Annotated in this window: 23 protein-coding genes; 3 read left to right on the forward strand and 20 right to left on the reverse strand. The window is 63.4% G+C overall.

What is annotated here, in order from left to right:
* Positions 1–29 precede the first annotated feature (29 nt).
* From purL to nrdR, 20 genes are all read right to left on the reverse strand, one after another.
* A complete protein-coding gene (gene purL / locus GX515_10235; protein HHY33366.1) occupies positions 30–2,336 on the reverse strand; it encodes a phosphoribosylformylglycinamidine synthase subunit PurL in 2,307 nt (768 codons plus the stop codon).
* The gene (gene purQ / locus GX515_10240) at positions 2,329–3,033 is read right to left on the reverse strand and encodes a phosphoribosylformylglycinamidine synthase subunit PurQ (protein HHY33367.1); all 705 of its coding nucleotides are present in this window, start codon (positions 3,031–3,033) and stop codon (positions 2,329–2,331) included. The genes purL and purQ overlap by 8 nt, the downstream gene beginning before the upstream one ends.
* Positions 3,030–3,338, reverse strand: a complete 309-nt coding sequence (purS, locus tag GX515_10245; GenBank protein ID HHY33368.1) for a phosphoribosylformylglycinamidine synthase subunit PurS — start codon at positions 3,336–3,338, stop codon at positions 3,030–3,032. Before purS ends, purQ begins: the two co-directional genes overlap by 4 nt.
* Complete coding sequence (locus GX515_10250) at positions 3,302–4,069, reverse strand: phosphoribosylaminoimidazolesuccinocarboxamide synthase (protein ID HHY33369.1); 768 nt, start codon at positions 4,067–4,069, stop codon at positions 3,302–3,304. The genes purS and GX515_10250 overlap by 37 nt, the downstream gene beginning before the upstream one ends.
* A 112-nt stretch (positions 4,070–4,181) precedes the next feature.
* Positions 4,182–4,730 carry a 5-(carboxyamino)imidazole ribonucleotide mutase gene (gene purE, locus GX515_10255; protein HHY33370.1) on the reverse strand — a complete coding sequence of 183 codons (549 nt, stop codon included), beginning with the start codon at positions 4,728–4,730 and terminating at the stop codon, positions 4,182–4,184.
* A gap of 319 nt (positions 4,731–5,049) precedes the next feature.
* Positions 5,050–6,000 carry an RluA family pseudouridine synthase gene (locus GX515_10260; protein HHY33371.1) on the reverse strand — a complete coding sequence of 317 codons (951 nt, stop codon included), beginning with the start codon at positions 5,998–6,000 and terminating at the stop codon, positions 5,050–5,052.
* A 1-nt stretch (position 6,001) separates the two neighbouring features.
* Positions 6,002–6,781 carry a prolipoprotein diacylglyceryl transferase gene (gene lgt, locus GX515_10265; protein ID HHY33372.1) on the reverse strand — a complete coding sequence of 260 codons (780 nt, stop codon included), beginning with the start codon at positions 6,779–6,781 and terminating at the stop codon, positions 6,002–6,004.
* Complete coding sequence (gene lspA, locus GX515_10270; protein HHY33373.1) at positions 6,778–7,254, reverse strand: signal peptidase II; 477 nt, start codon at positions 7,252–7,254, stop codon at positions 6,778–6,780. Before lspA ends, lgt begins: the two co-directional genes overlap by 4 nt.
* An 87-nt stretch (positions 7,255–7,341) precedes the next feature.
* On the reverse strand, positions 7,342–8,013 hold the full coding sequence (locus GX515_10275) for a conjugal transfer protein TraR (GenBank protein ID HHY33374.1): 672 nt from the start codon (positions 8,011–8,013) through the stop codon (positions 7,342–7,344).
* Positions 8,014–8,102: 89 nt separating this feature from the next.
* Positions 8,103–8,429, reverse strand: coding sequence for a hypothetical protein (locus tag GX515_10280; protein ID HHY33375.1), 327 nt, complete (start codon positions 8,427–8,429; stop codon positions 8,103–8,105).
* A 75-nt stretch (positions 8,430–8,504) separates the two neighbouring features.
* Positions 8,505–8,786, reverse strand: a complete 282-nt coding sequence (locus GX515_10285) for a DUF167 domain-containing protein (protein HHY33376.1) — start codon at positions 8,784–8,786, stop codon at positions 8,505–8,507.
* Between the two features lie 51 nt (positions 8,787–8,837).
* Positions 8,838–9,161 (reverse strand): CopG family transcriptional regulator, encoded by a 324-nt coding sequence (locus GX515_10290; protein HHY33377.1) that lies wholly within the window; start codon positions 9,159–9,161, stop codon positions 8,838–8,840.
* 14 nt (positions 9,162–9,175) lie between these two features.
* Positions 9,176–9,517, reverse strand: coding sequence for a hypothetical protein (locus tag GX515_10295; protein ID HHY33378.1), 342 nt, complete (start codon positions 9,515–9,517; stop codon positions 9,176–9,178).
* 32 nt (positions 9,518–9,549) lie between these two features.
* Positions 9,550–10,020, reverse strand: coding sequence for a cell division protein SepF (locus GX515_10300; protein HHY33379.1), 471 nt, complete (start codon positions 10,018–10,020; stop codon positions 9,550–9,552).
* A complete protein-coding gene (locus GX515_10305) occupies positions 10,017–10,718 on the reverse strand; it encodes a YggS family pyridoxal phosphate-dependent enzyme (protein HHY33380.1) in 702 nt (233 codons plus the stop codon). Before GX515_10305 ends, GX515_10300 begins: the two co-directional genes overlap by 4 nt.
* 90 nt (positions 10,719–10,808) lie before the next feature.
* Entirely contained in the window at positions 10,809–12,107 is a 1,299-nt protein-coding gene (locus GX515_10310) for a hypothetical protein (GenBank protein HHY33381.1), read from the reverse strand.
* Between the two features lie 314 nt (positions 12,108–12,421).
* The gene (gene pgeF, locus GX515_10315) at positions 12,422–13,231 is read right to left on the reverse strand and encodes a peptidoglycan editing factor PgeF (protein ID HHY33382.1); all 810 of its coding nucleotides are present in this window, start codon (positions 13,229–13,231) and stop codon (positions 12,422–12,424) included.
* 346 nt (positions 13,232–13,577) lie between these two features.
* Positions 13,578–14,117, reverse strand: coding sequence for an anaerobic ribonucleoside-triphosphate reductase activating protein (nrdG, locus tag GX515_10320; protein ID HHY33383.1), 540 nt, complete (start codon positions 14,115–14,117; stop codon positions 13,578–13,580).
* 327 nt (positions 14,118–14,444) lie between these two features.
* Positions 14,445–16,460: an anaerobic ribonucleoside-triphosphate reductase gene (gene nrdD, locus GX515_10325; protein HHY33384.1), complete on the reverse strand. Its 2,016-nt coding sequence runs from the start codon at positions 16,458–16,460 to the stop codon at positions 14,445–14,447.
* 177 nt (positions 16,461–16,637) lie between these two features.
* The gene (nrdR, locus tag GX515_10330) at positions 16,638–17,093 is read right to left on the reverse strand and encodes a transcriptional repressor NrdR (protein HHY33385.1); all 456 of its coding nucleotides are present in this window, start codon (positions 17,091–17,093) and stop codon (positions 16,638–16,640) included.
* 446 nt (positions 17,094–17,539) lie between these two features.
* Between nrdR and sigG the strand changes: the two genes are divergently transcribed.
* From sigG to GX515_10345, 3 genes are all read left to right on the forward strand, one after another.
* Entirely contained in the window at positions 17,540–18,310 is a 771-nt protein-coding gene (gene sigG / locus GX515_10335) for an RNA polymerase sporulation sigma factor SigG (protein ID HHY33386.1), read from the forward strand.
* 60 nt (positions 18,311–18,370) lie between these two features.
* A complete protein-coding gene (spoIIR, locus tag GX515_10340; protein HHY33387.1) occupies positions 18,371–19,216 on the forward strand; it encodes a stage II sporulation protein R in 846 nt (281 codons plus the stop codon).
* A 222-nt stretch (positions 19,217–19,438) separates the two neighbouring features.
* On the forward strand, positions 19,439–19,699 hold the full coding sequence (locus GX515_10345; protein HHY33388.1) for a YlmC/YmxH family sporulation protein: 261 nt from the start codon (positions 19,439–19,441) through the stop codon (positions 19,697–19,699).
* Positions 19,700–19,802 lie beyond the last annotated feature (103 nt).

The raw sequence follows: 19,802 nt of genomic DNA on the forward strand, positions 1-19,802 counted from the left end.
ATCCGGACCCATCGGACCCGGCACGAGATCTAGGATCCCATGGCCCATGCTATCGCCCCCCGGTACACTCTCGCGAGCTCTTGTACTGGGATGTCCACGAGCGTGCGGGCCCCTCGCCTTGCGCGGCTCGACTGAGGGCCCGTGCACTCGTCCCGCCCCCCGTCCCGCCCCTCGTCCCGCCGATCATCCTCGATGACAAGACGCGTTCCGCCTACCTCGCCGAGCACCGTCACAGGCACGTCGCGGCTATCCGCCATCGCGAGCACGTCGGTCAGCGCAGCCGGCGGAAAGGATACCAACATCCTGGCCCCGGACTCGCTGAAGAGGAACCGGTCCGCACGCAGACTGCCAGGCAGCCTCACGCGCGCTCCGATCCCGTCACCATCGCGCCCCAGGATGCACGCCTCGGAGAGCGCGACGGCGAGACCGCCCTCGGACAGGTCATGGCACGAGGAAAGGAGGCCTCTGCGGATGAGGGAGATCGATAGCTGAATCAGGGCGCGCTCCGCATCGAGGCGCACGGCGGGCACAGGCCCTCCCTCGATCCCGTGTACCTCGGCTAGGTACGCGGTCGCTCCGATCTCGTCGTACGTCAGCCCGAGAACCGCCACGGTGTCTCCCTCGTGCTTGAAGCCGGGGGTCGTCAGGTAAGCCAGGTCCTCGATGAGGCCGACCATCCCGACTACGGGCGTCGGGTAAACCGCCACCGCGGGCGACCCGGGCTTCGCCGACTCGTTGTAAAAGCTCACGTTTCCGCCGGTCACCGGGATCTCAAGCGCCCGCGCCGCCTCCGCCATGCCTTCGACCGCCCTCTTGAACTGCCAGAAGACCTCGGGCTTCTCGGGGTTGCCGAAATTCAGGCAGTCGGTGATCCCCACAGGCTCCGCCCCCATTGCGGCGACGTTTCGCGCGGCCTCAGCCACGGCGTGGGCGGCACCCGCCCAAGGGTCGAGGTAGCAGAAAACCGAGTTCGCGTCGCACGTGAGTGCAAGGCCTTTCCTCGTGCCGGTCACTCTCACCACTGAGGTGCCCTTCCCCGGGAGCACGACAGTGTTGGTCCCGACTTGGTGGTCGTATTGGCTGTACACCCATTCCTTGCTTGCGATACCGGGCGACGCCAGGAGACTCGAGATAGCGGCACCATAGTCGTCCGGCTCGGGCACGCTCGCAAGGTCGCGCGCCCTCTCTCGCCTGAAGTACTCCGGCTCCACGGCCTCCCTGATGTAGCACGGAGCCATGTCTGTGAGCGCCTTCGCAGGCACTTCCGCCACGATGGCGGCTCCGTCTCTCACCCGCAGGACACCGTCGCTGGTGACGCGGCCGACCACAGTCGCCTCGAGCCCCCACTTCTTGAAAACCCGTTCCACCTGGGGCTCGCTGCCAGCCTTCACCGTCACGAGCATCCTCTCCTGGGACTCCGAGAGCATGACCTCGTACGGGGTCATGCCCTCCTCGCGCCTCGGCACCTTGGCGATGTCGATCTCCATGCCCACGCCCCCGTGGGAAGCCATCTCACACGACGAGCACGTCAGCCCTGCCGCGCCCATATCCTGGATTCCGACGACCACGTCCTCCCCGAGAGCGTATAGCTCCAGGCACGCCTCGACCAGGAGCTTCTCCATGAACGGGTCTCCAACCTGAACCGCGGACCGCTTGGCCATAGCCTCGGGAGATAGCTCCGCCGATGCAAATGTCGCGCCGTGCATCCCGTCCCGTCCCGTGCGTGCGCCCACCACCATGACCGGATTTCCTGCACCGCGGGCCGCGGACTTCTTGACTGCGGATGCCGGGGCCACGCCCACGCACATCACGTTCACAAGAGGGCTTTCCCTAAAGCTCTCGTGCGTCGCGACCTCCCCCCCCACCGTGGGTATGCCGATGGAGTTTCCGTACCCAGCTATGCCCGCCACCACCTGGCCAAAGAGGTGCCGCGAGTGGGGATCCGAGAGCGGTCCGAACCTCAGGGAGTCGAGGAGCGCGATAGGGCGGGCGCCCATCGTGAAGATGTCGCGAATGATGCCGCCGACCCCTGTTGCCGCGCCTTGGTACGGCTCGACAGCGGAGGGATGGTTGTGGCTTTCGATCTTGAATACCACGGCCAGGCCGTCCCCGATGTCCACCACGCCCGCGTTCTCGCCCGGTCCCTGAATCACGCGCTTGCCGGCTGTTGGCAGGAGGGCGAGCAAGGCCTTGGAGTTCTTGTAGCTGCAGTGCTCCGACCACATGACAGCGAACATGCCGAGTTCTACAAGGTTGGGCTCGCGTCCGAGGATGTCCAGGACGCGTTGATACTCCTCATCAGAGAGGCCCATCTCCCGCCACGGCTTCTCACCCAAGCTTCCCACCTCCCGAAAGGAAATCGAAGGCCGAGGCAAAGACCAGTCTGCCGTCGGTGCCCCCCAAGACGGCCTCGCATGCCCGCTCGGGGTGGGGCATCATACCGAGCACGTTCCCACGTTCGTTGGTTATCCCCGCGATGGAGCGGCACGAACCGTTGGGATTCGCCTCCGGCGCGGCTACGCCTTCCCTGTTGACGTACCGGAACACCACCCGGCCGCTCCGCTCGAGATGGTCCAGGGTTGCGTCATCCGCGTAGTAGTTGCCCGTGGCGTGAGCTATCGGCATCGAGAGCACCTGTCCGGGCCGGCAGAGACGGGTGAAGGGGGTGAGGGCATTCTCCACACGCAGGTGCACGCGCTCGCACCTGAATCTCGGGACCGCGTTCGTCAACATGGCGCCAGGCAGCAGACCGCACTCGAGGAGTATTTGAAAGCCGTTGCATATTCCGAGGACAAGCCCGCCCGCCTCGGCGAACTCCACCACCTCGTCCATTATCGGCGAGAATCTCGCGATCGCCCCGGCGCGGAGGTAATCCCCATACGAGAAGCCCCCGGGGAGGATCACGAGATCGTGCCCGCCAAGGTCGCGGTCTTGATACCAGACGTACCTCACGTCTACGCCGAACGATTCAACCGCCCGGTAGCAGTCGGCGTCGCAGTTGGATCCCGGGAACACCACCACCCCGACCCTCATCCCGCCCCGCCTCCAGCCTCGCCGAGCTCCGTCACGTCAAGCGAGAAGTTCTCGATGACGGGGTTTGCCAGGAGCTTGTCAGCGATGTCCTGTATCTCGCGCCTGGCGGATTCCCGATCGCTCGACTCCAGGACGAGTTCGATGTGCTTGCCAATGCGCACGTCCAGGACGTTATCGTGGCTCATAGCGTGGAGCGCCCTCTTCACCGCAGACCCCTGGGGGTCCAGTATGGACTGTTTCAAAGTCACGGTGACCTGAGCCTTGAATCTCACGGCCTGCTGCCCTCCCCTTCTCCGGACGTCCATCGTGTGGGCTCGCCCACCACGCGCCGCAGGACCTCCGCGTATGCCTCCTCGACGCCCCCCATGTCTCGCCTGAAGCGGTCCTTGTCGAGCCGCTCGCCGCTGGCGACGTCCCAGAGCCTGCACGTGTCCGGCGAGATCTCGTCCCCGAGCAGGAGCACGCCGTCGGACCATCCGAACTCCAGCTTGAAGTCAACCAGAACGAGCCCCCTCTCGGCAAGGAACGGCGCGAGTTCCCGGTTTACAGCGCCCGCAGCTTCCCGCAGGCTTGAGACGACGTCGCGCGAGGCGAGTCCCAGCCCAACGATATGGTCCTCCACGACGAGGGGGTCGCCGAGGGCGTCGCTCTTGTAGTAGAACTCGATGATGGGGAATGCGGGCCGCGTGCCTTCCGCAATGCCGAGCCTCCTTGAGAGGCTGCCCGCAACGATGTTCCTCACAACGACCTCCAGCGGAAGCATGGAAAGCCTCCGCACGACCATGGTGTTCTCACTCTCGAGCCTCACGAAGTGGGTCCGTATGGAGCGGGACTCAAGGTGGGTGAAAAGCGCCGCCGAAACCTGGCAGTTCACTGTGCCCTTGCCCGCGATCTTTCCCCTCTTTCGACCGTCCAGAGCGGTTGCATCATCCTTGAACTCAACGAGATAGCAGTCGGGGTCATTCATGCGATAGACTCGCTTCGCCTTTCCCTCGTATACGAGCTCGTTGGGTCTTGCCACGTCAGACAGGGTCATCTCAGCTGCGCCTCCCTCTCCGGCATCGTGTTTTCGCCGATTGCGAGTCCGTCTGGAGCCTGAAGCCTGGGTAAAGCCTGAAGCCAAAAGCCTTCAACTTCAACGACGTACCTCATCCCTGTCTCCCGAGCGTCTCGATCACCCGGGCGTGTTTCGCCTCCACCTGCTGCGCGAGTTGGTCCCGGTACCGGGTCAGGCTCGCCGAAAGATTCGGGTCCGACGTCGCGAGGATCGAGATCGCGAGAAGTGCTGCATTCAGCGCTGCGCCTATCCCCACACACGCGACAGGCACCCCGGGCGGCATCTGGACCGTGGAATAGAGCGCGTCCACACCGGCGAGCGCCGACCCGCCACACGGCACTCCGATAACCGGGAGCACCGTTGCGGCAGCCACGACGCCGGCAAGGTGCGCAGCCCCGCCAGCGGCGGCGACGATGACCCGAATGCCGCGCCCCGCCGCCTCGCGTGCGATGCTGATCGTCCGGTCGAGCGACCGGTGGGCGGACGTCACAACGACCTCGCATTCAACTCCGAACGCCCTGAGCGTGTCGATACACTCCCGCATGACCGGGAGGTCGGAATCGCTCCCCATCATCACCATGACCCTCGCGCCCGCGCCGCCAGCGGTCTTGAGGCTATCTCGCCTGTGTTCGCCGCTCATTTCAGCCGCCTCCAATGCCCAGGAAATACCAAAGCCCCGGCGGATAGGCTTCGAGTGAAACCTATCCGCCGGGGCTTTTATCCCTCAAGGTGTAGCACCGCGACGCCTCGCCGCGGGCCTGCGTCGCTCGGACCGAGCCCCGTCACTGCGCCGCGCGCCTGGCGGGTGGAACCCTAGACGCACTTTCCCTCGCGCGCCGGCCGACCAGCCACCTCGCCGTTCACGGATCCATCAGCTGGCAACACCGGCGCAACGTGTTATTCGTCTGTCGTCGCCTCGACCATACCACACTCCTCGGTTGAATGTCAAGAGCCCTCTGTCACAACTTTTCACGCGCCTCCGAGCGCAAGCGGGCGAGAAGCCGGCGCATGTCATCAGGAAGTGGCGCGGTGAACGTCATTCTCTCACCGGTGCGCGGATGGTTGAAGCTCACGGCCGCTGCGTGCAAGGCTTGGCCCGAGATCTCCGGAGCCCTCCTGGCCGTCCGCTCCCTGCGTCCCCCGTAGACGGGATCGCCCACGATAGGGTGGCCGATGTGGGCGAGGTGAACCCTGATCTGATGAGTCCTGCCCGTCACGGGATGGAGCTTCAGCAGCGCGTACCCATCTAGGTCTTCGAGCACTTCGTACTCGGTGAGAGCGGCCCTGCCTTGTCCCTCCGGAACCACCGCCATCCTCTTTCTCTGGACCGGGTGCCGGCCAATGGGAGCGTCTATGACGCCGCGCGCCGCCCGCGGCACGCCGTGCACTACAGCGAGATATGTCTTCTCGATCGCTCGCTCCTTGAGAGCCCTTGAGAGGGCCAGGTGGGTCGCGTCGTTCTTCGCAGCTACGATCACGCCCGAGGTGTCTTTGTCGAGCCGATGGACTATTCCCGGCCGGATCTTCCCGCCTATGCCCGAAAGGTCGCGACAATGGGCAAGGAGCGCGTTTACCAACGTCCCCGACCAGTTCCCCGCGGCCGGGTGAACCACAAGGCCCCGTGGCTTGTTGATGACGATGATGTCGCTGTCCTCATATAGGATGTCCAAGGGCAGATCTTCCGGCGCCACATCAAGCGGCTGGGGCTCGGGCAGCTCCACGGTCACGAGATCACCAGCCCGCACCCGCCTGGCCGCCTTCGCGCGCGCGCCGTCCACGAGTGCGCGGCCCTCATCGATGAGTCTCTGCGCCGCGGAACGTGAGAGGGCAAGGCGCCCCGCGATATAAACGTCGAGACGCTTGCCCTCATCGTTCTCGTCCACTCGGTTTTCAACCGGTGGCAGGCCCATGTTACTCGCGCCCCACCGCCTGTGCCTGGCTCGACCGCTGCTCCTCGGCGTGCTCGCTCGACAGGATGGAGATGCACGCAAACGCGCCGAACGCTAACACTATGCTGGCTAGCTGTGCCAAGGAGAGCGGGCCCAGCATTCTCGGCACGTCGCGGAAGATCTCCACTATGAACCTGGACACCGAGTACAGCCCGACGTACAGGAACATAAGGTATCCTGGGAATCGCTTGTGGTTCCTCAGTCGGTAGAGGATGAAGAAGATGACGAGGCTGAGGACTGCCGCGTAGATCTGCGTCGGATGACGAAGCGTCTGGTCACCAGCCTTGCACGCAAGCGCCCACGGCAGGCTAGCGGGAAGACCGTAGCAGCACCCGTTCAGAAGGCATCCCACTCGCACCAGAGCGTACGCAAGAGGAATAATGGGTGCGGCCACGTCAGCCAAGACCCATGGATTCAGCTTCTCGTGCCGCGCGAACCAGATGCCCACTAGTATCGCGAGAGCAAGGCCACCCTGAAAGGAAAGGCCACCGTCCCTCAAATTGATGATCTTGACCGGGTCCTGAAAGTAGGTTGGGATGTCAAGCAGGATGAACAAGACCCTCGCGCCAACGATCCCGGCGATGCACGTATACAGGGCGAGGTCGATGATCTTGTCGGGGTTTATGCCCCTGCGCTTCGCCTCTCTCATCCCGAGGATGGTGCCAATGACGAATGCGACCGCCAGAAGGAAACCATAGGAAAAGACCGGTATGCGCCATATCTGGAACAGTATTGGCCTCACTCGCAACTCCTCCCCCCGGTTCTCCCCAGAACCAATGCGTATACCAACAAGAGCGCTCCTGCAGTAATGGCAACGTCCGCAAGATTGAACACCGGCCAGAAGCGGAGGTCGATGAAATCTACGACGTACCCGACCCGGACCCGGTCGATGAGGTTGCCAACGGCGCCCCCAAGCACAAGCGCTGACCCTGCCTCGAAGGGCCGGCCATGCTTGTGAACCGTCCCGGTCGCGTTCGCCACCACCCACCAGGCCACCACGAGAACGGACACGACCACCGGGATCGTTGCTGTGCTAAAGATACCGAAAGCGGCCCCGGGGTTGCGCACATGGGTGATCCGCGCGAATCCCCAAAGAACAGGGAAACCACCGCCCTGGGGCATGGTCATCTCAATGACGGCCTTGGTCATCTGGTCCGCCGCGGCAACGGCGGCGGCAGCGAGCCCCTGCCGAACCCATGTGCGCGCTCCAAACATGTTTCGCCCGCTCGAGCGGCGACCGGCTGAGCGCCAGTGCCGAAGAATCATACGCCGTGGGTATTGTACCACATACACAGGGGGCTTTCAAGAACGCTCGCGCGGCGCGTCAGGGTCGGGCGGGATTTCATCTGGATTCTCTGCCATGATGAGGTCAACCTGCTCCACTGCGCCTTCGACCTCGTCCGCGTCCTCGAACGCCTCCCCATACTCCTCCGCGCCGGGCACGTCCTGAGGCGTGCTGGACGTGCCGTAGCGCGCTACGTCTTGCCATACGTCCTCGCCGTCTATGCCGGGGGTCCTGCCATCGAGGATGTGAACACCGAAAGGCCTCCCGATGGCCTCCTCTTCGATCGGACGCACCCGCCTTGTGGGGATCTCGCGCTCGACGTCCTCTTGGCAGCGGGAGCAGAGCGCTGCGTAAGGTATCATCTCAAGCCTGCGCGGGTCGATCTCACGCCCGCAACGTTCGCACGTGCCGTAGGCTCCGCTCCTCGCTCTCTCGATGGCCTCATCGATGAGTTTGAGGAGCACCCGTGCGTCGTCGCGGAACTTGACGTCTTTCGCCCTCTCGAAGAGCTCGGTCCCGACGTCAGCCGGGTGATTGTCATACATCGAGAACTCCCCGATGGAGTCCTGCATCGACGCGTCGAGCCCCCCTTGGCCGCCGCGCCCTTCGAGGATATCGATCCTGTGCCTCAACCGTACTCTCTCTTGCAAGAGCCTCTGAAGGAACTTCTCCTGGGTTCGCCGTTCCACTCGTCTCATCTCCACTGATTACCGCACACGGGCCCCGCGGCCCGCAGCCACGCCTTCCACGCCGCGCTCTCGCGCCTGACCACCATCTCTCAGCGAACTTGGAGGTGGTCTGAGACTATCCTCACGATCTCTGCTATGAAACGTCCGATGACCGGAAGGTTGAGCTGCACTAGGCGGGAGAGAATCAGAAGAAAGACTGCGGCAAGGACGGTCGCCCCTATGCCGATGCCGAAACCCCGCGCAAGACCGCCCAGGAAGTTGACGTAGATGATCCGCCGGGGATTCCGGAGGAACTCCACATACTCCGCAATATTCATCTTGTCCATGGCGAGCGACAGTTCAGCGATGCGACGTATGAGCGTGTTCGCCGTATCCTGGTCGATGGTCGCCCTGGCTTCTCCCCGTTTCTTCTCCATCGCCCTAAGGAGATCACCGCACGGCCGCGCTGCCCGAGCGTCGGTGCCAGCCCTCGTCCGCTACCCCTTCCGCCGCTACTTAGGGTGCCCCGGTCGTTCGTTCTTTAGTTTAGTGAGTAACTCGTCGACCCGTTCCTGGGGGACGCCCTCGATGGCGATGACCTTGTCCCGCCCCTTCTCACCGTTTTCGACGGTCACGGACGACCTTCCCACCCCGACCAAGTCCGCAATCAGCTCGCATACGGCACGATTGGCAAGTCCTTCCACAGGGGGCGCGCTCACCCTCACCACAAGGACGCCGTCCTCGAGCCCGACCACTTCCGAAACGGAAGAGCGGGGCTTCACTCTCACGCTCAGCCTCGCTCTTCCACCTGGTGTCCTTGGATGCGCCGTCTCCACCGCCTCCCCTCAAGTGGTCACCGCGGACCTCACCTTCACTCCGTCCAGGCTCCCGAGCTTCCCGGTGAGGCTTCCTATCTCGTCGGTCGTGCCGTCAACGATCAGCGCTATAACAGCAACGTCCTTCTCTCTGTACGGCACGCCCATCCGTCCGACGATCATGCTTGCATGGAGGCTCAGGATCTCGTTCACCTTGGGCGCCGCCTTCAACCTGTCCTCGACGAGGATGCCCACGACCGCTATCCTTCTCTCTTTGCCCGGGCTCTCCTTGCCCTTTCCTTTGCCGCCTTCGGCCTGGCCTCGTAGTGTGCCTCGACCCGGGCTCCCATCGATCTCACATCCGCCGCTCACAGGTCGTCCCGCACCTCCCGTTCGAGGCTGACAACGGTCCGGCCCTTGCGGGTCTCACCGCCCACTTCCACAAGCCTCACGCTCCCCCTGCCCTCGAGCGACATCACGTCCGATGGCCTCACCGCGAACGACGGGTCAAGCCTCTGGACGCCGTTCACCTTCACGCGACCCCGCCGGATCTCCTCGGCCATCGCCGTGCGGGACGTGCCGAATCCCAGGCTGGCCACGGCATCCAACCGCAGGCTCGCGACCGTGCCCTTCACGGCCTTCCCACGCCGCAGCGCCCTGGGGTCATCCCGTCCGCCCGCGCCGTGCCCGCTCGCGTCCTCCCCGATCAACGAGACACCGCCCCCCTCCATCTCGCGACCATTCATCGACCCTCGAAGATGGTGGACGAGGTCGCGGCCACCTCCCCTTTCGAAGGGAGGTCAAGGCCTATCTCGAAATTGCTCGGGGTGAAGAGGAATATACCGTCCCCCACCTTCTGCATGCTTCCGTCGAGCGCGTAGGCCGCTCCACCGGCGAAATCAAGCACTCGTCGCGCCAGATCGCGGTCGAGCTCCGACACGCTGATTATCACGGGACGCCGCTTCTTGAGGTGGTCGAGGATCCCGGGGATATCATCGAAGGCGCGGGGCTCGGTCACCACCAGCTTCGCCTTGGGCGGTTGCGGCAACGCAACCACCCCGCGGCCGCGGCCACGCCTTGGCTGCGTCGCTGCGCGCTCCGTTTCGAGAAGGCGCTGGTCGTAGAGGACTTCGCTCTCGTCCTCGGACTCTTCCTCCTGGACCTCGCCGAAGCCCATGAAGTCCAGGATCCTGTCGATAAAGCCCTTCCTCACAACACCGCCTCCCCCCGCCTTGGCCCGAAGATGCCCGTGCCGATCCGCACCATGGTAGAGCCTTCCTCCACCGCAACCTCAAAGTCCTGCGTCATTCCCATGGACAAGCACACTCTGTCGGCTTTGAAAAGGCCCTCGTCTTGTATTCTCCCGCAGATCTCCTTCGCCATGCGGAAGTACGGCCGCGCGCCCTCGGTCGTCTCGACCACGGGTGCGATGGCCATCACCCCCGCGAGGCGCACTCTATCGAGGGCCGCCACTTGTCTCGCCAAGTCAACGGCGGCGTCGGGGTCCACACCGAACCTGGACGGCAAGCCGGACACATTGATCTCGAGCAAGCATTCCACGACCTTGTCCAGTCTCTCCGCAACCCGCTGGATCTCGCACGCGAGCCTCCAAGAGTCCAGCGACTGGATGAGGTTGAAGATCTCGAGGGCCGTCTTGACCTTGTTGGTCTGAAGGTGACCGATGAGGTGCCACGCGACGGGTTTCCCATCCACGCACGCCCCGAGAAGCGCGAACTTCCGGCTCGCTTCCTGAACGCGGTTCTCTCCGATGATGGATATCCCGGCGCGGACCGCCTCGCGTATCGCCTCGGGACCAACGGTCTTCGTGACCGCGACGATCTGCACGTCACGCGGATCTCGACCGGCCCTTGCAGCGGCCTCGGATATCCTCCGCCGCACGGACTCGATCATGAAAGCAATGTCAGCCAATCGCCTTTCGCCTCCAGGGAGCCTTTCGTCTCCGGGGAGCTATGAAGGGGGCGCGCAGGAACCAGGTCCCACCTAGCGCCAGACCGTGATGCGCGCCTCGTGAACCACCGACGGGTTCGTGAGAACGCGCTCGCCTTCCTTGAGGCCGCGGACCACGACGGTATCCTGGTCGCCTCCCACGATCTCCACAGGTTTCCTCACGACACCGAGGTTCACCGGAACGTAAACCAAGTAGCCCTCGCCGCTCCGCACGATCGCCCGCCGCGGGATCGTAAGCCCCGAGCATGTCCTCGTGACGAACCTCACGCGAATCCGTCGCGCAGCGCAGAGCTCCTGAGGAAACCCAGAGACCTCCACCAACACTGCCCGGTCTCCCGAAGGTGTGGGATCGCCTCTGGATACGACGCGTGCGGGGAAGAGGCCCATGTCGGACGCGGAACCGCATGCCACCCGAACCCGCGACGACGCCAGGACTTGGTCGTCTTCGTTGGAAAGGACCGCCAACACCAACAGACGGTAGTTGTTGATGAGACGGAAGACCGGCTCCCCCTCGGCGACCTCCGAACCATCGCTCACGGAAACAGGCGACGTCACCAGCGACCGAACGCGGTCTGGGGTCAAGTCCTTGGCGGACGACGGCGTGAGCGAGTTCTCCATGCCGTCGAACTCGAAGCTGACCACCCCGGGCTCCTTCGCACGCAGCTCACACACGGCCTGCCGGTATGACCTCTCCCGCTCTTGGACCTTGGCGGCGAGAGCCTGTCCACGCACCTTGAGGGCTTTCTCTTCCTCGGCGAGGCGCCGAGACGCAGCGGCAAGCGCCGTGTCCGCACGCCCGAGCGCCGCCTTGTGCTTTTCCTCGCCAGACGCGTCACGGGATGCCCTTGCACGGTCCAGCGCGCGTCTCTCGTTCTCAACATCCAATCTGCATGAATCAACCTGGTTCTTCAGCTCAGTGAGCCTTGCGCGAGCATACGCATCGAACTTGGCGAGCTCTTCCTTGGCCTCCGCAAGCGGTGGCTCGAGCTGCTGCCTGGCCTCTTCCCTGCAGATCTCGGCAACGACCGTCCCGGCCTTCACGCGCTCGCCCTCGGCCACCAGCAAGCGCACCTTGCCTTCAATCGGCGCCACGATCACCGTCTCGTCGCGCACGACCACCGCCTCGGTATCGAAGCCTTCCTGAACCGATCCCCAGGCTGCCTGGGCGCACTCCAGCCGGCTCTCGAACGCCGATATGGCCGTGGCCCTTCGAAGCGACCACACGGTAAGGCTTGTGACGGCAAGCACGAGCACAGCCCCGCCCATGACAAACGACCTCAGCCTGCGCCGCCTCGCCCGGTCGCCGTCCGGTGCAGACCGCTCGGAAGGCACCTTGCACGCCTCCGGGTCTGCGTCGTCGAAACCCCCTACGACCCTCAGATGTGAGCGGGGCACGCCCCGCGTTGCGGGCCTTCGCCTTCCCCGCCCGCGGGCGGTGCCGCGCTCTTCGTCGCGAGCCCTGGCGCGACGCACAATCCGATACCCCCCATACCCTACACAGCCATACAGTTTTTCTACAGCCCAAGCTCAAGTCCTGCCTCGACGAAGATGCCGCCGCCAACTTGTGTTCGTCGCGGTCCGAAGCTGTACGACAGCGCTAGACCGGGCCTTTCAGGTTTCGACAGGCTGCGAGGATCGTCTCAGGGTTACCCACGGATGAAGAGCAGAGCGGCCATCCGCCCGGTTACGCCCCGGGCGCCCCTGTAGGAGAAGAATAGGTCTTGCCTGCAGGACGTGCAGAAGGTTGAGGTGAAGATGCTGCCGGGCGAAAGCCCAGCCATCTCTAGCTCTCTTCGGCAGGCTTCCTTAAGGTCCAACCGGAAGCGATCCTGACCCACCTGGCGGACGACATCATGGCTGCATGCCGCAGCACTACACGCCTCCGCGACCTCTCTTCCGACCTCGTAGCAACACGCGCCTATGGACGGGCCGATGCCTGCCAGCAAATCGCGGGGGCGCAGGTCGAACGCCCGGCACATCACCTCCACGGCCTTCGCTGGAGCCCGGCGCGCAATACCACGCCATCCGGCGTGAACGAGCCCCACGGCGCGCCCGGAGCGGTGCACCAAGAACACAGGCACGCAGTCCGCCACATAGGAGGAGATCACAGTGCCCGGTGACGCCGTCACAAGGCAATCAGTCAATGGAATGCCTGGAGCCCACGGCGACCAGTCCCGCCCGCGGTCCTCCGGACCCACCACTGCCACCGCATCCCCGTGGACTTGCTCGCCCGCCACAAGCGAGCCGTCGGGTGCCCTGATCGCCGAAAGAGCCAGTCGCCGGTTTTCGCGCACCCGGCCCGGGTCATCGCCAACGTGAAAGCCCATGTTGAGCGTGGCAAACGGCCCCTCGCTCCGCCCACCAAGCCTGGTGGTGAAGGCGTGAGACACCGTCCCGAGCGCCTCGATCTCCGGAAACACCAAGTACTCCACGCCGTTCGAACAACGCGCCTCCAACTCGCGTGCAACCTCCGTCGAATCATACGACCCTTTGCTGGACTAACCGCATCTCTAGCGGATCTCTACAGGTTCCCGGTGCTCGTCAGCGCCCAGGTTCCGTTCATGGTTGCCGGGTTGCCCCCCGGCGAGGGCGAGAGCGCGCTTGCAGCACGAGGATTTCGCATTTGCCGGGCGAGAAGAGCCAAGCGAGAGCAGCCAAGGCCGTCACGCCCCGTCGTACATCGCACGCAGCGGCGACCCTGGTGCCCTCAACAACACAGATGAAAACCTGTGCCATCGCTCCTGGCGCGAGGCTCCGGCGTCGTCGCAAGCCGGCGATAACGGCCGCGGCCCCGACCTGCCTCTACCCTCCGCAAACCGCGACCCCGTCATACCTTGGGCTGAGATCCACGACGGTGCCGAGCATGAGCGAGCCCTTCACGTCTATGATACGCTGGTTCCGTGACCCCCGAAACGCTATCGACGTGTCTCTCTCGCGCTCCACGTATGGGCCGTCCACCAGGATGTCGGTGACATCGAGGAGGTCGCGCCAGGCCCTCGGCGAGTCAGGACGTGTCAGGGCTTCCCACGTGTACCCGGTGTACGTGACGATGTTCAGCCCAAGAAGCTTCAAGCGCCAGCCCAGAAGCGCGAACCCCTCAGCTTGCGCAAAAGGCTCCCCGCCGCTGAACGTCACCCCACGGATTATAGGCGTGAGCCTCATCCGCTCTATCACCTCATCCAGGCTGAACGCGCGCCCTCCTGCAGGATCGTGAGTCTCTGGGTTGTGGCATCCCTTGCACCCGTGCGGGCATCCCTGGGCGAAGACAACCGCACGTATCCCGGGCCCGTCGACTACGCTTTCCCTTGTGATGCCAGCAAGCCTGAGCGTCAAGTCTGCCATGGTGGTCCCTCCGCCCTCCCGCCACGCGCGGCCACCCGCCTAAGTGCGGGGTCATTGGCTTTCTCTCGCTCTCTGGGCGCGGATCGGCTTTGTGGCTGTCGCACAAAGCGTATCAACACCTCGCCCTTCTGCAAGACGGACCGGATTCCGTCGAAACATGTCCCGCGTGGCGCCTCGTTCGAATCAGTCTGGCGCGCGATGCAGTAAAACCTTTCCAGACCTGCTCGTGCAAACCCCGGCAACCCGGCGCCCCTAAGAAACGAGACGGAGACCCTGGCCCCCTGCTCAATGGGAACGCCGACATATGGGCGGCACGCCTCAAAGGCCTCAAAACGTGAGATGGGGCTTGCGCGCAGCGAGCTCAGCGCGCTTGGCGTCGTTGAACCTGTCGATGGTGGACAGGTACCCGGTTATGCGCCTCACCCTTCTTATGTCGGACGATCCGCACTTGGGGCACGTGTCCTCGATGATCCCAGAGTAAGAGCACGACCTGCACTCGTCTATCGGAAAGTTGATTCCACCGTATCCCACATCGCAGCTGGCCATGTGCTGCACGATGGCCTCGACAGCATCGGGGTTGTGAATGGGCGGGGATGAGAGTTCCACGTACGAGATATGTCCGGCGTTGGTGTACTTGTGGTACTGGCCCTCGATCCTTATCTTCTCGTACATGCTTATCTCGAAATCCACAGGCACGTGAAAGCTGTTCGTGTAGAATTCCTTGTCGGTAACCCCAGGCACGACGCCAAACCGCTTGCGGTCGAGAGCCACGAACCTCCCAGAAAGGCCCTCGGCAGGGGTCGCAAGGAGCGTGTAATTGAGGTCGTGGATCTCAGCTGCCTCATCCACCCGTTCCCGCATGAACGCCACGATCTCGAGGCCGAGCCTCTGAGCCTCGTCACTTTCGCCGTGATGCGCTCCAATCAAGACCTTGAGAGCCTCCGCAAGCCCGATGAACCCTATCGACAGCGTACCGTGTTTGATGGCCGGCTCGATGCAATCGTCCGGGCCAAGGTCTTTAGAGCCCAGGTAGAGACCCTGTCCCATCAGGAACGGCATGTCCTTCACTTTGAGCTTGCGTTGCACGTTGTACCGGTGATAGAGCTGCCTCGCAGCGAGCCGCATGACCTCCGACAGCCCGGTGAAGAACCTGTCTATGTCGCCCCGCGACTGGAGAGCCACCCGGGGCAGGTTGACCGACGTGAACGAAAGGTTGCCCCGGCCTGTCGTCACCTCGGGACCATGCCGGTTGCCTATGACTCTCGTGCGGCATCCCATGTACGCCACTTCCGAGCCATATTTCCGGTTGAACGACGAATCCATGAACGAAAACGTCGGGTTCATCCGGCGGCTCGCCACCCGCACCGCTAGCTTGAAGAGATCGTAGTTCGGGTCGCCGGGCTTCATGTTCACGCCATCCTTCACCCTGAAGATGATGTTGGGGAATATCGGATTCTCCCCACGCCCGAGGCCTTTCTCGAAAGCCAGCAGCAGGCAGCGGGTGACCATTCTGCCGGCCTCGCTTTGATCGCACCCGAGATTGATCGAGGAGAACGGCACCTGCGACCCAGCCCGGCTATGCATGGAGTTGAGGTTGTACACCAGGGCCTCCATGGCCTGAAAAACCTCTTCCTCGGAATGACCCTCCATGAATGGAGCAAGATCACGGTCAAAGAAGCCGAACGACTGCCCGCCATGCATGTCGTTCTGGGAGCTCTGGAGGATGATGGCCGCGAGGGCCGCCGCGGACGCAGGCCGCTTCGGTGGCCGTATGTACCCGTGACCCGTGCTGAAGCCGTTTGACAGGAGCTCGTACAAGGGTATTTGCACGCACGTCAGCGTCTTGCCGTACCAGTCGAGGTCGTGGATGTGGATGTCCCCTTCCAGGTGCGCCCGGGCGATGTCCTCTGGGATGAGCCTGTGCAGGTAGTAGTGACGGCTCGCTGCGGACGCGATCTGCAGCATCTTCGCGGAGGGCGAATTCCCCACGTTGGCGTTCTCGCGGTTCGTTTCCACCAGGATGTCGGCCACTACGTCCATGAGCTCGGCCTTCGCTTCACGGATCCGCGTGCGCTTGTCGCGATATAGAATGTAAGCTTTGGCCACCTTCGCATGGCCAGCTTCGATCAGGACGCGCTCCACGATGTCCTGGACGCCCTCGACAGTCGGAATGGCGCCCACGCACTCGTCAGCCACGTGCGAGAGCACCCTTGCCGTGAGCTCCTCCGCAAGCCTCGGGTTCTCCTCGTCAACTGCGCGCATGGCTTTGCTGATCGCGTTCAGTATCTTCGCTTCGTCGAACGGCACTATCCTGCCGTCCCGTTTCTGGATGCTCGTAAACACCCTGGACGGCCTGGCGAATCTGCCCTTCTCGCCGCCATCCGCGGCATCTACGCCCTGGAGATCCTCTCCCGCTACAGTAGCCCTTACTGCCACTCGAAGCTCACCCCTCCACTGAAACACAGCCGGGCCCCCGCGGCCCGGAGCCGAAACCCGCGCTCCCGCGCCGCGCCGGGCTCTTCACTCCTCGTTCAGGAGCTTCTTCAGCTCGTCCATGAACGTGTCTATGTCCTTGAATTCGCGATACACCGAGGCGAAGCGCACGTAGGCGACTTTGTCGAGGTCCCGCAGCCTCCGGATGACCATTTCGCCGATCTCCCGGCTTGACACCTCGCGTTCCAGACGGCCGCGCAACTCGCGCTCGACGTCGCTCGTTACCTCTTCCAGCACACTCATGGGAACGGGTCGTTTCTGGCACGCTTTCATGAGGCCGGTCAGGATCTTGTTGCGATTGAATGGTTCGCGCCTGCCGTCTTTTTTCACCACCATCAGCGGTACCTCGTCAACGACCTCGTAAGTCGTAAACCTGCGCCCGCACGACATGCATTCGCGCCGACGTCTGATCGCCGCTCCTTCCTCGGTCGCACGCGAATCTATCACCCTGCTGTCGGGATGGCCGCAGTACGGGCACTTCATCACTATCCCCCTAAGTGCGGGAAGCGCGCGTGTCGCTCACTCGTCCGGCACCCCGGTCGTCGCCCGGTAGTCACCGTCCGGCCGTTCCACGAGCATCAGGCTCGCACGCCATCGCCGAAGGCCTTGACTCCCGCTGCGCCTCGGTGCTGCCACGCACAACGTCCCTGCCAGGATCTATATATTGTGGCTGATTGTTATTATATTGCCCAACATATTGTATGTCCAACCCGGTTTCGCCACCGCTCCGCGGGGAAAGGCGCGATGCCACGATCCTGCTCCTCGGGGCGGTCGTTATCTCATTCTTACTTACCGCGTGAGTGCACCGCACGCGCAGAGAAAGGCCAGTAGTCGTACTTTCCCATCCTTGCCCAGAATAAAAGCATGTACCCGAGGCAATACTTGTATTGAACCTGAGATATTCTGGAAACGCGGGGGAACCCCCTACGATGACGAACAAGGTCGAGATATGCGGAGTCAATACGTCGAAGCTGCCAGTTTTGAGCAACCAGAAGATGCGTGAGCTTCTAGACCTCGTCAGGCGCGGGGATAAGGACGCGCGGGACAAGCTCATATACGGAAACCTCCGCCTAGTGCTCAGCGTCATACAGCGTTTCAATAACAGGGGAGAGTATGTGGACGACCTTTTCCAGGTCGGGTGCATAGGCCTGATGAAGGCAATCGACAATTTTGATCTCACGCAGAACGTGAAGTTCTCGACCTACGCAGTTCCCATGATAGTCGGGGAGATCCGTCGCTATCTCAGGGACAACAACCCGATCAGGGTATCCCGCTCGCTGCGGGACGTGGCGTACAAAGCGCTACAGGTAAGGGACGCCCTCGTCAGCAGGAACTCCAGGGAGCCCTCCATCACAGAGATCGCGGACGAGCTCAAGCTGCCTCGCGAGGAAGTGGTGTACGCTCTTGACGCCATTCAGGATCCCGTGTCGCTCTTCGAGCCCATTTACCACGACGGCGGCGACCCGATCTACGTGATGGACCAGGTGAGCGACGAGAAGAACCAGGATTCAACGTGGTTGGAGGGCATATCCATACGCGAGGCCATGGAGAAGCTGAATGAACGGGAACGGCTCATACTGAAGCTGCGCTTCTTCGAAGGCAAAACCCAGATGGAGGTCGCCGAGGAGATCGGCATCTCTCAAGCGCAGGTGTCGCGCCTCGAAAAGGCGGCTCTCAAACACATGAGACGGTTCATGTAGGCGGCTGGGCGGGCTCGGCCCGGTCGTTTCGCCAGGCACGAAGAATCGGAGGTGACCGTGTTGCGGGTCAGGATAGCAGTGAGCGCGCTGATACTAATTGCCACCGTCGCTGGCGTCGCCTTGTCGGCGGCGGTTTTCGATACTAGGATACTGCCATCGTCTCCCAGCCTAACCGCGGAAAACGCGTTTAACACGAGAAACCTCATACGGCTGCACGTGGTCGCAAACAGTGACAGCGAGGATGACCAGGCCTTGAAACTCCGGGTGCGCGACGCGATCCTGGCCCGAGCCAGAACGCTGCTTGGGTCGGTGAAGACCAAGGAGGAGGCGTGGCAGGTTCTGCTCGAGAAAGCCAGCGAGCTTCAAGCGGCCGCGACGGAGCGGATCCGGGCCTCGGGAGAGTCGTATGGGGCTCGCGTGGAGATGGGCACCTTCGCGTTCCCTGAACGGACGTACGGACCGATAACCATCCCCAGTGGAGACTATGACGCTGTGAGGGTGGTGCTCGGAGAAGGCAAGGGCCAGAACTGGTGGTGCGTGCTGTTCCCGCCACTCTGCTTCATACAGGTGGACAAGGAAGGCAGACTGGAAGGTCTCACGCTCGACCTCTCACCAGGAGAAACCCTCGCGAAGCTGCGCCTCGACCTCGCAGGGCCCCCTCGCGCCGGCTACCCCGCAGCCGTGCCGCAGACCGGGACGCGGACCCGGACCGGAGGCGCATTCCAGCGGACCGTCACGGCGTCTGCCCCGCCGATTCTCACGCCCGTGCCCGCGGCTACGAGGCTGTGCCTGTCCGCGGCACTCCCAACTTACTCGCCAGCCACGCATTTCGTGCGGCCTTTCCTTTCCTATGATGGCCGCGTCGAAGGCTTGACTCGCCTCTTTCTACCCGTGTCGACGGGCTGAAGCGCAGCGACAGTGCCGCGCCAGGGTCTGCGTCCGTGCTACATGGGTGGGCCGTGGGCCGTCGGCCGCCCTCCAATACAGACCGACTCCTGACGAACGCCCCTACGGCCGCGCCCCGCACAACACTTGCCAGCGTAGGCGCGGAGACGCCTGAAGAGGGACGCGCACACGCCGCCACTTACTCGAATATAGTACCTTATGCAAGTCTTGGGGGTGGTGGCGATGCTGGTCCGGATCTCGGACCTTCGAACGCGCGAGGTTGTAAACGTCGTCGATGGCCGGAGGCTCGGACCGATATGCGACATGGAGATCGACCTTGCCACGGGGCAAGTGAGGTCCATAATGGTCCCCGGCCCCGCTAGGCTCATGGGAATCCTCGGGCGGTACAACGATTACGTCATCCCATGGGAAAAGATCCGCAGGATCGGGCTGGATGTCATCCTCGTCGAGGCAAGCGAGTACGCCGAATCGTCCAAGCAATGACTGGCCCCGCACGCGGGCGGGCCAATGAGACGTGAGCCGGGGGAGGCGGCCCGCGGTGGAAGGCGTCCTGTCCTCCGCAGCTCCGCTCGGATGCTGACCGCTC

It is taken from the genome of Bacillota bacterium, assembly GCA_012842395.1.
Taxonomy (GTDB): Bacteria; Bacillota; SHA-98; order UBA4971; family UBA4971; genus UBA6256.

Coding starts and splice junctions, on each gene's coding strand:
- purQ (HHY33367.1), bottom strand. CDS start 3,033: ATGAGGGTCGGGGTGGTGGTGTTCCCGGGATCCAACTGCGACGCCGAC.
- GX515_10280 (HHY33375.1), bottom strand. CDS start 8,429: ATGGAGAAGAAACGGGGAGAAGCCAGGGCGACCATCGACCAGGATACG.
- GX515_10345 (HHY33388.1), top strand. CDS start 19,439: ATGCTGGTCCGGATCTCGGACCTTCGAACGCGCGAGGTTGTAAACGTC.
- purE (HHY33370.1), bottom strand. CDS start 4,730: ATGAGCGGCGAACACAGGCGAGATAGCCTCAAGACCGCTGGCGGCGCG.
- nrdG (HHY33383.1), bottom strand. CDS start 14,117: ATGGCAGACTTGACGCTCAGGCTTGCTGGCATCACAAGGGAAAGCGTA.
- lspA (HHY33373.1), bottom strand. CDS start 7,254: ATGTTTGGAGCGCGCACATGGGTTCGGCAGGGGCTCGCTGCCGCCGCC.
- purS (HHY33368.1), bottom strand. CDS start 3,338: ATGGACGTCCGGAGAAGGGGAGGGCAGCAGGCCGTGAGATTCAAGGCT.
- GX515_10305 (HHY33380.1), bottom strand. CDS start 10,718: ATGATCGAGTCCGTGCGGCGGAGGATATCCGAGGCCGCTGCAAGGGCC.
- sigG (HHY33386.1), top strand. CDS start 17,540: ATGACGAACAAGGTCGAGATATGCGGAGTCAATACGTCGAAGCTGCCA.
- GX515_10250 (HHY33369.1), bottom strand. CDS start 4,069: ATGACCCTGTCTGACGTGGCAAGACCCAACGAGCTCGTATACGAGGGA.
- GX515_10260 (HHY33371.1), bottom strand. CDS start 6,000: ATGGGCCTGCCACCGGTTGAAAACCGAGTGGACGAGAACGATGAGGGC.
- nrdR (HHY33385.1), bottom strand. CDS start 17,093: ATGAAGTGCCCGTACTGCGGCCATCCCGACAGCAGGGTGATAGATTCG.